This is a genomic window from Cognataquiflexum aquatile, assembly GCF_003316845.1.
GTDB lineage: Bacteria > Bacteroidota > Bacteroidia > Cytophagales > Cyclobacteriaceae > Cognataquiflexum > Cognataquiflexum aquatile.
On record NZ_QMIK01000005.1, the window covers coordinates 48,182 to 63,737 of the forward strand.

Sequence of the window (15,556 nt, forward strand, 5' to 3'; positions counted from 1 at the left end):
AATATAATATGTTACGATCAATTAAATCATTATTAGTTGGAGGTCTTGTGGCAGTAGCCATGGGGTCATGCTGGGAGTTAGAACAAGAAGTTCTGACAGGGGTAACTCAAGAGGATTTGGCAAATAGCAATCGTCCTGAGTTGATTGAAGTACTGAAGCAGTCTGCCTATGCCGCAGTTGTCGGCAACTGGGGAGGTCACGGCGGTATGTGGAGTATCAATGAAGTATCTTCTGACCAAATGGCAATCCCGCACAAAGGGGCTGACTGGGAAGATGGTGGTATCTGGCTTAGGAATCATAGACATACTTGGGCCACGGGTGATGGGGCATACAATGGTGCTTGGCAATATTGCTTTAGGATCGTTGGTGAAACCAACCTATTGCTGCAGCAATACCCGGACGTTGAAGCCTTGGGTGCTGAATTAAGAATCCTAAGAGCCTTGGCTTATCTTTGGTTGATTGACAACTTCGGAAATGTTCCTATCATTATAGAAACAGACAGAGGTGGAAATCCTGCCCAAAATACAAGGGCTGAAGTTTTTGCATTCATCGAAAAGAGTATCAAGGATAATGTAGAATTACTTCCAAAAACCAATGTAAAGACCAACTTGAATTATTGGACTGCACATATGATTTTGGCCAAACTTTATCTGAATGCAGAAGTGTATTTGAGTGCCACTCCAGGTGTATTGGATCCATCCAAAGGAAAATGGGCAGAAGCAGAAGCTGCTTTGAACGTGATCATCAATTCAGGTCAGTACAGTTTGACACCAAACTTCTTCCAAAATTTCTCAGCTACGAATGCTAACTCAACTGAGAACATGTTCACGCTTCCTTATGATGCCAATAATGCCGGTGGCTTCAACATCCACCAATCAAGTCTTCATTATGTCAACCAAGCTACTTTTAACTTACAAGAACAACCTTGGAACGGTTACACTGCATTAGAGGATTTTTACAATAGCTTTGAGCCAGGTGACCTAAGAAAAGGTTCATTAAGAGAAGGAATTCAGAGATCATCTACCGGAGTGGAACTCATAGATGCTTCAGCCGAACCAACTGATCCTGATGGCCCGGTTGTAAACTTCACTCCTAAGATCAACATGTTGGCGCCAAATGCATTTAGGCAAGCTGGAACTAGAACCAATAAATTTGAAATCCCCCTAGGTGCTGCAAACAGCTTGAACAATGATTTCCCAATCTTCAGATATGGAGATGTGATCTTGATGAAAGCCGAATGTGCCTGGAAACTTGGAAGAACTGCTGAGGCACTTGCTCTAGCCAATCAATTAAGAACAAGATCTTCTGCTCCTCCTTTGACGACTATTAATGCTGCTATTTTATTGTCAGAAAGAGGCAAAGAGTTTTACGCCGAAGGTCAAAGAAGGTCAGATTTGATCAGATTTGGGAGATTTAATGATGCGTGGTGGGAAAAGCCAGCTTCTCAGCCTTTCAGAACATTGTTCCCGATTCCTCAAAACCAGCTTCAGGCCAATCCTAACCTGAAACAAAACCCTGGGTATTAATCCCGATATTTTGATATCAGAATGATAAAAGAAGTGCACAGACGTGCACTTCTTTTTGATTTAATGGATACCTTCGAATTTGTAAAAAACCAATATCCCAAATTAATCCTTTCCCAATGTCATTGGTGATTAGCCGATTCTTCATTCTCATTCCCTCCTTCCTATTGTTGTTTTCCTGTTCCAAAAAAGAGGAAGAGACATTGAAGCTATTTGAGCTTATGCCAAAAGAAAAGACAGGAATCGACTTTAATAATAATCTCAACTACAACGAAAAATTCAACCCATATCTTTTTAGAAATTTTTATAACGGAGCCGGGGTAGCCCTTGGCGATATCAACAATGACGGTTTGGTTGATGTTTTTTTGGCCGGCAACCAGCAGGCAAACAAGCTTTACCTCAACAAGGGAAATTTCCAATTCGAAGATATTACCGGAAAAGCAGGATTGGCTGTACCCGGAATCTGGGCTACAGGAGTCAGCATGGCCGACATCAACGGTGACGGTTGGCTGGACATCTATGTCTGTAAATCGGGACCTTTGGGCGGACCTCAGCGATACAATGAACTTTTTATCAACAACGGTGACCTGACTTTCACTGAGAAAGCCAAGGAATACGGAATCGCCGATGAAGGACTTTCCCAACATGCGGTATTTTTTGACTATGACAAAGACGGCGATTTAGACATGTATTTGTTGAATAATTCCGCAAGGTCTATCGGCGTAAATGACCTCCGGATCGGACAAAGAGATACCCGAGATCCTTTTGGTGGAAATAAGCTTTACCGAAATGACAGCGGGAAATATACAGATGTCAGCGAATCGGCGGGAATTTATGGTTCTGCCATCGGCTATGGATTGGGCGTGACAGTAGCTGACCTCAATAAGGATGGTTGGCCGGACTTGTATGTCTCCAATGATTTTTTTGAAAAAGACTACCTCTATATCAATAATGGCGACGGTACCTTTAGCGAATCTCTCGAAGACATGATGACTGAAATCAGCATGGGTTCTATGGGTGCCGACATCGCCGACTTGGACAATGACGGTTGGCAGGATGTCTTTGTCACTGAAATGCTTCCGGCTACCATGGCGAGGGTAAAAACCAAAACACCTTTTGAGGAGTGGGATAAGTACGAAGCCAATGTCTCAGGGGGATATTTCCATCAGTTTACCAGAAACACACTTCAAAGAAACCTGGGTTTCCAACCAAATAGCAATCAGGTTCATTTTTCAGAAATCAGCAGACAATCCGGCGTGCATGCTACAGATTGGAGTTGGGGAGCATTGATTTTTGATACAGACAATGACGGACTCAAAGATATTTTTGTAGCGAATGGCATTGTCAAAGACCTGACAGATTTTGATTATGTCGACTATTATGTCAACAACCAAGACCTGATCGCCCAGTTTAGACGGGACAGTATCCTATTGACCAAGATGATCGATGAGTTTCCTTCCAATCCTCAGATGAATTTTCTTTTTAAGAACCAAGGTAATTTCACTTTCAATAACCAAGCCGCAGAATCAGGAATGGAGCAATTGACATTTTCTACCGGGGCGGCTTATGCGGACCTTGATAATGACGGTGATTTGGACCTTGTGGTGAATAACCTGAACGGCGAAGTGTCGGTATTTAAAAACAACAGCCGTGAGATCAACAAGAACCATTTCCTTCAGTTGGACCTAAAAGGCCAATTTGGAACCCAAGTGACACTTTTTGCCGGAAATGATCTGTTCTTTGCGGAGCACAATCCGGTCAAAGGCTATATGTCTTCCGTAGATCATAAGCTTCATTTTGGTCTTGGACAGGTAGAGAAAATTGATTCCGTGATCGTCCTTTGGCCAAATGGAAAAGCAACAAAGTTAACCGATGTATTACCGGATCAATTGTTGGTATTGGACCCTTCCAAAGCGACTGAAGATTGGAAATCTGTCAAGGCGGCTACGAATCCCCTCCTCCTGCCCTCTTCCATCAAACTCCCATGGAAGCATCGCGAAAGTGATTTTATAGATTTTGACAGGGACAGGCTGCGGTTCCATATGATCTCCAATGAAGGACCAAAAATGGCTGTCGGTGACATCAATGCAGATGGACTCGATGATCTATTTCTTCCCGGTGCCAAGGGTCAGGTATCTTCTGTCTACACCCAAAAGCCTTCGGGAGACTTTCAAATCCACCAAACATTCGACGCTGATTCAATAGCCGAAGATGTAGACGGGTTGTTTTTTGATGCGGATGGAGATAGGGACTTAGACTTATACGCAGTAAGCGGGAGTTTGGAATTCAGTGCTTTCAACATGAATTACCTTGACAGGCTTTACCTCAACAATGGCCAGGGAAATTTCACCAAAACGAAAGAAAGCCTCCCGATGGTTTTTCAGAGTTCCTCTTTTGCCAAAGCATTTGACCATAACGGAGATGGAAAAATGGACCTTTTGATCGGAACGAGAACAGTGCCATTTGCTTACGGAGTTCCGGGTGATGTGACTCTATTGGAAAATCAGGGCAATGCTGTTTTTGTGGATAAAACCATGGAGTTTGCTCCGGAATTGAAGAATATCGGAATGACAAGGGATGCCTGGATCGGGGATTTGGATGGGGATGGGATAGCTGAAATCCTGATAACCGGCGAATGGATGCCCCTCAAGGTCTTTAAAAAAACCAATGGAAAATATAATGACGCCTCTTCTGCATTTGGATTTGAAAATACCGGGGGTCTTTGGAATACCCTCCACGTAGCCGATGTCAATGGAGACGGGCTTCCGGATATTCTGGCAGGAAACTCGGGAACGAATACTCGTCTCCATGCTTCTCCTGAAAAACCATTGCAATTACAAATCAACGACTTCGACCAAAACGGAAGCATAGAGCAAATCCTAACCCAGTATGAAGGCGATAGTACCTATCCTTTCTTATTGAAGCCAACCCTTATCAAGCAATTACCGGTCTTGCGCAAGCAGTTGTTGACTTATGATGCCTATAAAAACAAAAGATTGGAGGATTTATTTCCTCAGGAGATTTTGTCCCGAAACATGGTCCTAAACGTACATACTTTAGAAACGAGTCTGTTTATAAATCAGGGAAATGGTACATTTGCAAAAGCAATTCTTCCCTATCCCATCCAAAGTAGCCCTGTCTATGCTATACATTCCTTCAAAGATGATTTGGGGAAAATCCATTTGTTGTTTGGGGGAAACCAAAGTCGGATCAAGCCTGAGTTGGGAATCAATATGGGCAGCTTTGGCTGGCACCTAACCGGATCAAATGAAAAAGACCTCCACTTGATTCCTGCCAACCAATCGGGATTCTTTGTCCGGGGAGAAATCAGGGACATCAAAAGCATCAAAACGACCAAAGGAATTCGGATTACAGTAAGTAGGAATAATGATGTGCCGGGGGTGTGGGAATTGGTGGGAAGTGGGAAGTAGGAAGTACGATGTACGAAGTACGAAGTACGAGGGTGAGAGGTAAGAGGTGAGAGGTAAGAGGTGAGAGGTGGAAGGTAAGTATTAGGAAGTAGGGAAGTTGGAGGCTAGGAAGTGGGAAGTGGGAGGTAACTTCAAAAGTTATAAAAAACTTCTCCTTGTCATTTCCCTGCTTGCGGCAGGCAGGGACGGGGGAGAAATCTTTACTAATAGTAATTAAGAATAAAAAATACAGAGTTTAAATTATAGAATCGAAATTAAATGATGAGAGTATTGATAGTGTTCTTGGCTTTAGGGTTGGTCATGGCATGTAAAACCAAGTCTGAATATGATTTGGTAAAAGAAAAGGAACTTGCTTCCGGAAAAGTGGTGGAAGATTTATTCCTTGACATCAAGTTTGGAATGGGAAGGGAAGACTTTTTTGCTCTCTGTGGGAAGCACAACCAAAACAAAGTTTTGATTAATGGAGACCACTATCTTCAGGTTCAATACATACCGAGAATGCCGTCAGGAAAAAGTGTGGAAATGAACTTTTTTCCTGATTTTGAGGAAGATAAGCTCTTTTTCATGCCAATCGAGTTTTCTTATAATGATTGGTTTCCAGGTAATGAGGATTTTTCCAATGATATCCTGATGGCGGATGTGGTCGATTTGTTGGAATCTTGGTACGGCGAAGGCTTTTTTGAAGTAGCCAACAAAGACAAATCGATCAGCGCAATGGTCAAAATCGACGGCAACAGACTGATCAGAGTCTTTAAAAAAAATATCAACACAGTCCGGGTTGAAATCCTTGACCTGCGCGTAAAGGACATCACCGAAATGACAAAAAAAGTAGAAGATGCATCTTAATAAATCCCTCTTAATTTCCTTTTTTATTGCCTCGGCCATTGCTTCCTGCAAATCACCCGAAATTGAAAAAAAGGACACCCTGTTTGAAAAAGTAGATTCTTCTGTTTCAGGGGTAACATTCAGAAATGACCTTCCTTTTGATGAGAAGTTCAACATATTCACCTACCGTAACTTCTACAACGGCGGTGGTGTGGCAATGGGTGATGTCAACAATGACGGGCTTATTGACCTTTACCTGACTTCCAATCTGGGAGAAAACAAACTCTACCTGAACGAGGGTGACTTTAAGTTCAAAGATGTGACCGCCACTGCCGGAGTAGCAGGCACGAGGGCTTGGAGCACAGGTGTGGCGATGGCGGATGTCAATGGGGATGGATTTTTGGATATTTATGTCTGCAATTCCGGAGATATCGCCGGTGACAACAAACAGAATGAGCTTTTTATCAACAATGGAGATGGCACTTTCGCCGAAAAAGCTGAGGCATATGGCTTAGCCGATCAGGGATTTTCCACCCATGCGGTGTTTTTTGACTATGACAATGATGGAGACCTCGATGTCTATCTGCTGAACAACAGTTATCAATCTATCGGCAGCTTCAATAAGATGCAAAATGAAAGACCCAAAAGAGATCCTGTGGGGGGTGATAAACTATTCAGAAATGACGGTGAAAAATTCACGGATGTATCTGAACCTGCGGGTATTTATGGGAGTGTGATCGGCTTTGGATTGGGAATCACCATCGGCGACGTCAATCAGGACGGTTGGATGGACATTTTCATTTCCAATGATTTCTTCGAAAGAGACTACCTCTATATCAACAATCAGGACGGTACTTTTACCGAAAGTCTGACCTCCTACATGCGTGCCATCTCTGCAGCCTCCATGGGTGCTGATATCGCAGATATCAACAATGACGGTCACTTGGATATTTTTGTCACCGAGATGCTTCCTGAGAATACTGAAAGACTCAAGCAGATTACGACTTTTGAAAGCTACGATAAGTTCCAGTTCAATGTCCAGCATGATTACCATTATCAATACACGAGAAACATGTTTCACATCAACAATGGGGACGGTACTTTCTCTGATATGGGAAGACTGGCAAATGTAGAAGCAACGGATTGGAGTTGGGCAGCATTGATGTTTGACATGGACAATGACGGCTTTAAGGACATCTTCGTGGCCAATGGTATCTATAAGGACCTGACAGATCTGGATTATCTCAATTTCATCGACAATGATGAGACCAAACAGAAAATTATCAGCAAAACAGGCGTGGACTACAAAGCTCTGGTAGATCCGATGCCGATCAATCCTGTTTCCAATTATGCTTTCAGAAATAAAGGAGACTTGGTTTTTGAGAATGTCATCCATGAGTGGGGAATGGGCGATCCCATCCATTCCAATGGCTCGGCGTATGGAGACCTTGACAATGACGGCGCCATGGATCTTGTCATCAACAATGTGAACAATGAAGTCCTGATTTATAAAAACAGATCCAAGGAACTTGCACCTGAAAATCATTTTCTTAAAATCCAGCTCACCGGAAAAGAGAAAAATACAGCTGCAATCGGTACCCAAGTGAGGTTGGTATCGGGAGACCAGATTTTTTACCAAGAGCAGATGCCCAACAGGGGTTTTCAATCTTCGGTTGACCCAAGGCTGAATTTTGGTTTGGGATCGAAAACAAAACTGGACCAGGTTCAGGTCAGGTGGCCGGATGGCAAAATAACCTTGCTTCGAGATATTGCTGCTGATACGGTATTGGTTTTGAAATGGGAAGAAGCACAAGATGCAGAGGAAGGATTTGCATTTTTTGAAAAGCCTGTAAGTCAGATTTTCTCTAAAGTTGATCCAAATGCCATTTTGGATTATTCCCATCAGGAAAACCTGATGGTTGATTTTGACAGGGACAGATTGACTTATCATATGATATCTACTGAAGGTCCAAAAGCAATTTGGGGAGATGTGAATGGAGATGGCTTAGAAGATGTATTTATCGGCGGAGCCAAAGGATTGGCAGGTCAGCTATTTATCCAAAATGCCAATGGGAATTTCAGGCCAACGGACCAAAAGGAGTTTGAAAGAGACAAATTTTCTGAAGACAGAAACGGGGTTTTCTTTGATGCCAACGGAGATGGAAACCTCGATTTGGTGGTGGCCTCAGGTGGCAATGAATCAGGTTTCGGTTCGCCGGACCTAGCAGATAGATTATACTTCAATGACGGTAAAGGAAACTTTACCAAATCCGAAAACAGCGGACTGCAGTTTCTGACCAACAGCACATCCGTACTCAGAACTATTGACATCAACGGCGATGGCGCATTGGACCTTTTTGCAGGGTCGAGATTGGTGCCCTTTGTCTACGGAGTCAATCCCAACTCTTCTATTTTGATCAATGACGGCAAGGGAAACTTCAGCGATGGTACCGCTCAATTTGCACCACAGCTGAAAGAGCTTGGAATGGTGACCGATGCGACTGTGACCGATTATGGTGGCGATGGAAAAATGGATTTGGTTATTGTAGGAGAATGGATGGCCCCGACATTTTTTAGAAATACAGGCAATAAGCTTGAAAAAATAGAAATGCCGGAAATGGCTGGGTACAAAGGATGGTATCAGGCGATTGTGGTTGGGGATTTCAACAATGACGGCAAACCAGATTTTGCATTGGCTAATCATGGATTAAATACAAGGTTTAAAGCTTCGGTAGAAAGTCCTATCCGCATGTATGTCAACGACTTTGACCAAAACGGATCGGTAGAACATGTCTATGTCAAAAAACAGGGAGATAAACATGTTCCTTTCACCCTAAAACACCAACTCGAGGGACAATTGCCGGCACTTAAAAAGAGGTACCTCAAATACAGCGCATACAATAACCAGACTTTGGAGGATATTTTCACTCCGGAAGAAATCAGTAAATCAGTCATGAAGGAGGTTAATTTCCTCTCTTCTGCGGTATTGATGAATAAGGGTAATGGGAAATTTGAAATGAAAGCCTTGCCAAGATTTGCGCAGCGCTCATGGATGCATGCCGTATTGGTGGCAGACCTCAATGGCGATGGCAATCAGGATCTGATCATAGGGGGAAATCTTCGGGGCGCCAAGCCGGAGGTCGGGCAATATGACGGAAGCTATGGAGAAGTGCTGATCGGAAAAGGCGACGGTTCATTCGACTATTGGCAAAACCGCGACCATGGTTTGAAATTGGATGGAGAAATCAGGGATTTGAAAATCTTGGAATTGAAAGACAAAAAGGTCTTGATGGTTGTCAAAAACAATGAACCGGTGGAGTTTTGGGAGATAAAGAAATGAAGGTTTATCGCGCAAAGACGCAAAGGCGCAAAGTTTTGAAGTTCAGAATAAGGAAAAGTGGTGTAAAGAATTTCCATTCATTTTACAAAAAAATAATTGAATCCTTAGATTATAAATTTGGTTAATTCATTAATTATCAAATTCTTATTTAACTTGGATAGTAAAAATAAATACCAACCCAAATGAAAACGATATCAGGAACATATCATAATGGGAAATTAGATCTGGACAAACCCATGAAAACCAAAAAACCTGTTCGGGTAAAGGTGGTTTTCGAAGAGAATGATGAACCTGAAGAAGGATTAGAAGTAAGCGATTTTTCGTTCCTTGAGATGCAGCAATTGCTTAAAAACTGCCAAACATCTTTGGCAGATGAACTTATCAAAGAAAGAAGGCAAGAGATATGAATGTATTTTTTGATACTTCTTCTTTGTTCAAACTTTATCATCAAGAGCAAGGAACCCAAGAAATACTTGATTTTTTTGAAATCAATAAAATAAATCGAATTTATGTGTCAGAAATCGCCAAAATCGAATTTGCATCAGTGATTTGGAGAAAATGCAAAATGGGAGAGGTAAAAGAAGATGATGCTAAGATTCTTTTATCAAAATTTGAAATCGATTTACAAAAATTTACTGTCATTCCATTCAACCAACAGTTAAGTAACAACTCAATCATTTTAATAGGAAAATATTGGAAATCAGGCCTGCGAACTCTTGATTCTATTCAACTCGCATCCGTAATTGAAATCAAAAAGGAAATTGAATATTTTTTTACTTCTGATTTAATACTTAAAGAAATCTCCATTTTGGAGGGATTAAAAACAGTTTGAAATGAGTAGATTAAATTTATCCCTTCCCACATTTATCGTTGCTTGGTTCATTATTTTCTTTTTTTCCTGTTCTAAACCCAAAGAGGAAACACTTTTCAAACTTTTAGATCCCAAAGAAACCGGAATCGAATTCCGAAACGACCTCGTATCCTCCGAGGAGATGAACATTCTCGAATACCTGTACTTCTACAATGGGGGCGGTGTGGCTACCGGGGACATCAACAATGACGGTTTGGTAGATATTTATTTCTCCTCAAACCAAGGCGAGAACAAATTATACCTGAACAAAGGAGATTTCAAATTTGAAGATATCACCCAAAAAGCGGCGGTCACAGCCGATGGCGGATGGTCCACCGGAGTCACGATGGCAGATGTCAACGGAGACGGATTGCTGGACATATACGTCGCCCAAGTCGGGGATTACAAAGGCCTGACCGGAAAAAACAAGCTCTATATCAACAACGGTGATTTGACTTTCTCCGAAAAAGGCGCAGCATACGGAGTGGATTTTGTGGGTTTCTCGACCCATTCCCTGTTTTTTGACTATGACCAAGATGGAGACTTAGACCTCTATTTGCTCAATCATTCCATCAAAAAGCCTGAAGTCTTTGCCAATGCAGACATCAAATTCACCAATCAAGATGAAAAAGGAGGAGACAAACTTTTCAAAAATCTTTTGGCAGAAGGTGAAAACAGGATGGTTGAAGTGACCGAAGAAGCAGGAATCCTTTCAAGCAGTCTGGGTTTTGGATTGGGTGTAGGTATGGCTGACATCAATGAGGATGGTTGGATGGACTTATATGTTTCCAATGATTTTACCGAAGATGATTACCTCTATATCAATCAGGCTGATGGAACTTTCAAAGAATCCTTAAAGGAATATATTTCCAATACCAGTCGCTACAGCATGGGAAATGACCTGGGGGACATAAATAATGATGGCTTGTCGGATATTTTCACCACAGACATGCTTCCCTCCGATCCCCAGATTTGGATGAAGTCAGTCGGGGAAGACAAGCAGGAAGTATTTGATGTCAAAAAGCGTCTCGGTTACAGGGACCAATATGTCCGAAACCACCTCCAACTCAATCGCGGTGACGGGAGATTCAGCGAAATCGGTCTTTTGACCAATACCTTTGCTACAGATTGGAGCTGGTCTCCCCTGATTTTTGACATGGACAATGACGGCCAAAAAGACATGCACATCACCAATGGGATAGTCAAACGCCCAAATGACCTCGATTTTATCCAATACAGTCAGGAACCAAGCCTTGGTCTGTCCGAAAAGGAAATCCAAGCGAAACAGATTGACATGTTACCTACGGTCAAGCTTTCCAATTTTTCATTTAGGAATGCGGGCGATCTTAAATTTACCAATATGGCGAAAGAATGGGGCTTGGACGAACTCTCCTACTCCAACGGTTCTGCCTATGCGGATCTGGATAATGACGGCGACCTTGATTTGGTGGTCAATAATATTGACCAAGAAGCATTTTTATACCAAAACCAAACTGCTGCAAAACTTCAAAACCATTTTGTACAGTTGGATTTGAAAGGAGAAAATCCCAATACTTTTGGGATGGGTGCCCAGGTTATTGTCCATAGTGGGGAAGAAATATTTCACCAAACGCTGAGCACTTCCCGTGGATTCCAATCAGGAACGTCCACAACTTTGACTTTTGGTTTGGGAAAAAATTCTGCTGTGGATTCTGTCGCAGTTGTCTGGAATGCCACAGATACAGAAATTTTCAGAAACCTTGCCGTCAATAAAAAACATCTTTTGGAAAAAGGTAAAGGGATAAAACCATCAAATTCAATTTCGGCCTCCACTCCCATTTTGGAAGTAAAGGATTTCGGTATTGATTGGACCCATGAAGAAAATATTGATTTTGATGATTTTAGAAGGGAATACCTGATTCCAAGAAAGTATTCGACTGAAGGTCCAGCACTGTCTGTAGGAGATGTGAATGGGGATGGCTTGGAGGATGTTTTCTTTGGTGGGGCCAAGGGTCAAGCCGGAGTTTTCTATTTTCAGACTAAAGATGGAAAGTTTGAAAAAAGCATTCAGCCCATCTTTGACAAGCTGAATATGGCGGAGGATGTGGACGCAATTCTGGAGGATTTTAACAAGGACGGCACTTTGGACCTTTACGTGGGAAGTGGCGGTAACGAATCTACCAGGAAAGAATTTTTCAACTTTGACAGGCTTTTCCTAAACGATGGCAAGGGAAATTTCTTCTTTTCCATGAATTCCCTCCCTCCTATTGCTGAAAATACCTCGACCCTCGCCGTCCACGATGTCAATGGAGACGGTGCCCCTGATATTTTTGTAGGCGCCTCTATTGTAACGGGGAATTATGGTGAAATCCCCAAAAGCTATTTGTTGCTCAATGACGGAAGCGGTCAATTCAAAGAAGCTACAACAACGTATTTTGGAGAGGGTTTTCAACCCGGCATGGTCAAAAAGGCAAAATGGGCTGACCTGGATAATGATGGAAAAAAAGAACTCGTCTTGGCAGGAGAATGGATGTCTGTGCAGGTTTACCGCCAAAATCCCGAAGGAAAATTTGAGTTGACCAAAACCGAATCCCTAAACATTCCGGGTTGGTTTTTGGGTTTAGAAGTGAAAGATCTGGACGGAGACGGGATGGAAGATATCTTGGTAGGAAACCTTGGATTGAATTCCAAACTCAAAGCAAGTCCCGAGAAACCAGTTTGGCTTTACCACGGAGATTTTGATGAAAACGGGCAGGCCGATCCCTTGATTTTCCATTACATGGAAGGTCATTTGGTACCATTTGCCACTAGAGATGACCTGATCAAACAGATCCCGGGCATCAAAAGAAAACACCCAAATTATATTGAATATGCCACTATCCAATCCCCTGCAGATCTTTTTGAAAGTTCTCAGATTGATAAGGCTTCCAAATACCAAGCTTCGGAATTTAGATCAGGGGTATTTTGGAACAAAGGTGAAAAAGGGTTCGAGTTCAGTCCATTTCCTGTTGAGGCACAATTCAGTCCCCTCCATGGTTTTGCCTCTTTCCAATCCCAATCTGGGGATCAATATTTACTTGGAATAGGGAATATCCATTGTTTCAGAAGTGATTTTGGCAAAGCAGATGCACAAGCTTTGGTTTTAATGAAATTTGAAAATGGCATTTGGAAGTGGGTCCCAATTGGACTGACTGCAAATACATTTTGGGGAGAATTCCGCCATATCTCAAAAATCATCATTGACGGAAAAGAGGCCTTGATAGCAGTGAGAAACAACGCTCCACCTGTTTTTCTACAGATCAAACCCTAAAACCTGCTTAAAATCAGTGTTTTTGGATTTTGAAAAACAATGGAATTCAGGGAATAATCTTTAAATTTGAGGGTTCTAACCCACGCACCCTCTTCCCGGATCACGGTCTGGGAATCTCCAACACCGAAGAATAGCCAAAGTATAACTACCCATGAAAACTTTATTACAAAAATTTCTCTTCATTGCTTTCCTTGCAAATCTCGGACTTGGTTGTCAGGAAAAAAAGGATTACCAAAATGCCATTACCGATGGTTCCTACCAGATTGCGGCTCAGGACAAACTTACCACAGTCATCATCAATGATATTTTTTCACCCCCAGTCGCGAGTAGGATTTATGCCTATTCTTCCCTTGCGGCCTATGAAGTGACTGCCCTCTCCGATCCCAATTACCAAACCTTGATGGGTCAGCTCAATGGTTTTGAGAAAACCGAATTTGATACCTCAGGACAAATCTATTATCCTTTGGCCTCCCTGGCTGCCTATTACAAAGTGGCAACAGCGTTGATTTTCTCCGAACTCCTAATGAAAGAACATAGAGATAAAGCCTACGCAGAACTCAAAGAAAAAGGAATTCCGGAGGAAGTTTTTGAAAGATCTGTCAAACTCGGTGATGAAGTCGGCGCACATATAATTGCCTATTACAAAAAAGACAATTACCATGAAAGCCGTTCTTTTGAAAAATATACGGTCAGCAACGATCCGGGCACTTGGCAGCCAACCCCACCAGCTTATATGGAAGGAATCGAGCCTCACTGGAATAAAATCAGGCCTTTTGTCCTTGATTCTGCTTCTCAGTTTAAAGCAACTCCCGGGACCGAATTCAGTACCGAACCTTCAAGTCAATTTTACAAAGAGGCTGAGGAGGTTTTCAAAATTGTCAATGAATTGAGTGAGGACCAAAAGGATATCGCCATGTTTTGGGATTGCAATCCCTACAAAGTCAATGTCAAAGGGCATGTGATGTTTGCAGAGAAAAAAATAACTCCGGGAGGACATTGGATGGGTATTGCGGCGATATCTTCCAAAACGGCAGGGCAGGATTGGAAAGGAACTTCAGAAACATTGGCGTTTACGAGCATCGCTATTTTTGATGCTTTCATAGCTTGTTGGGATGAAAAATACAGAAGCAGGTTGATCCGACCTGAGACATATATCAACCGATATATTGACGAAGATTGGTTGCCATTATTACAGACTCCTCCATTCCCTGAATATACAAGTGGACACAGTGTGGCTTCCAATGCGGCGGCTGAGGCATTGACCAGTTTATTTGGTGAGCCCTTCCATTTTGTGGATTCTACAGAGGTGGCCTATGGCCTCCCTGTAAGAGAGTTTGACTCATTCAGACAGGCCGCAGACGAAGCGGCAATCAGCAGATTATACGGCGGTATCCACTATATGCCTGCAATCGTCAATGGCTCAGATAAAGGGAAAAAGATCGGAAATCATTTGATTGAAAATGTAAAAACCAAAACAGGATCATCTGCCCCGGTAGCAACAAATTCCAAAAAATAATCCTTTCCTTTCCAAAAAGGGGCAAATGTACAGGTCATTTGCCCCTTTTTTATTTTTTATTCCTGATCAAAGTCAATTTGCCTAATCGAAAACCCTAATTTTGGAACTTAACTCCAATAGAATTTATGGACCTTATTCTCAAATATTTCCCGGATCTGACAGAATCCCAAAAGGAAAAATTCGCCAAACTTGGCCCTTTGTATGCTGATTGGAATGAAAAGATCAATGTAATCAGCAGAAAGGACATGGAACACTTTTACGAAAAACATGTCCTCCATTCATTGGGCATCGCTAAAGTGATTCAATTTGAACCTGGAACAAAAATATTGGATATCGGTACAGGAGGTGGGTTTCCCGGAATTCCATTGGCAATTATGTTTCCCGAAACACATTTCCATTTAGTGGATTCGATCGGTAAAAAAATCAATGTCGTCAAAGACATCGCCAAGCAACTGAAGCTTTCCAATGTCGAAGCCCAACAGGTTCGGGCTGAAGATTTGGTGAGGAAATACGACTTTATTCTCAGCAGGGCTGTGACACGTTTTGCCAATATCCTTCCTTGGGTCAAAAACAAATTCAAAAAAGAAGATTTCAACGAACTTCAAAACGGACTGCTGCTGCTCAAAGGCGGTGATGTAGATGAGGAAATGGAAGAAAGAGAAGTCAGCTACGTGTCTTACCACTTGGACGATTATTTCAAAGAGGAATTTTTCAAAACCAAAAAAGTGGTCTATGTGCCTTGGGAAGGGAAAAGGTGAGAAGAAGGGAAGTCAGGAAGTTTG

At 42.2% G+C, this 15,556-nt stretch carries 9 protein-coding genes; all 9 read left to right on the forward strand.

What is annotated here, in order from left to right; all coding sequences use genetic code 11:
• Positions 1-8: 8 nt before the first annotated feature.
• The 9 genes from DQW11_RS15390 (at position 9) to rsmG (ending at position 15,532) form a co-directional block, all read left to right on the forward strand.
• Positions 9-1,526, forward strand: coding sequence for a RagB/SusD family nutrient uptake outer membrane protein (locus DQW11_RS15390; protein WP_113924997.1), 1,518 nt, complete (start codon positions 9-11; stop codon positions 1,524-1,526).
• A 116-nt stretch (positions 1,527-1,642) separates the two neighbouring features.
• A complete protein-coding gene (locus DQW11_RS15395; protein ID WP_113924998.1) occupies positions 1,643-4,954 on the forward strand; it encodes a VCBS repeat-containing protein in 3,312 nt (1,103 codons plus the stop codon).
• Positions 4,955-5,212: 258 nt separating this feature from the next.
• Positions 5,213-5,800, forward strand: a complete 588-nt coding sequence (locus DQW11_RS15400; RefSeq protein ID WP_113924999.1) for a hypothetical protein — start codon at positions 5,213-5,215, stop codon at positions 5,798-5,800.
• A complete protein-coding gene (locus DQW11_RS15405; protein ID WP_113925000.1) occupies positions 5,790-9,119 on the forward strand; it encodes a VCBS repeat-containing protein in 3,330 nt (1,109 codons plus the stop codon). Before DQW11_RS15400 ends, DQW11_RS15405 begins: the two co-directional genes overlap by 11 nt.
• 182 nt (positions 9,120-9,301) lie before the next feature.
• Positions 9,302-9,526 carry a hypothetical protein gene (locus tag DQW11_RS15410; RefSeq protein WP_113925001.1) on the forward strand — a complete coding sequence of 75 codons (225 nt, stop codon included), beginning with the start codon at positions 9,302-9,304 and terminating at the stop codon, positions 9,524-9,526.
• The gene (locus DQW11_RS15415) at positions 9,523-9,951 is read left to right on the forward strand and encodes a type II toxin-antitoxin system VapC family toxin (protein WP_113925002.1); all 429 of its coding nucleotides are present in this window, start codon (positions 9,523-9,525) and stop codon (positions 9,949-9,951) included. The genes DQW11_RS15410 and DQW11_RS15415 overlap by 4 nt, the downstream gene beginning before the upstream one ends.
• 1 nt (position 9,952) lies before the next feature.
• Entirely contained in the window at positions 9,953-13,258 is a 3,306-nt protein-coding gene (locus tag DQW11_RS15420; protein WP_113925003.1) for a VCBS repeat-containing protein, read from the forward strand.
• Between the two features lie 151 nt (positions 13,259-13,409).
• A complete protein-coding gene (locus DQW11_RS15425; RefSeq protein ID WP_113925004.1) occupies positions 13,410-14,774 on the forward strand; it encodes a vanadium-dependent haloperoxidase in 1,365 nt (454 codons plus the stop codon).
• Positions 14,775-14,899: 125 nt separating this feature from the next.
• Entirely contained in the window at positions 14,900-15,532 is a 633-nt protein-coding gene (rsmG, locus tag DQW11_RS15430) for a 16S rRNA (guanine(527)-N(7))-methyltransferase RsmG (protein ID WP_113925005.1), read from the forward strand.
• The last annotated feature ends 24 nt before the right edge of the window (positions 15,533-15,556 follow it).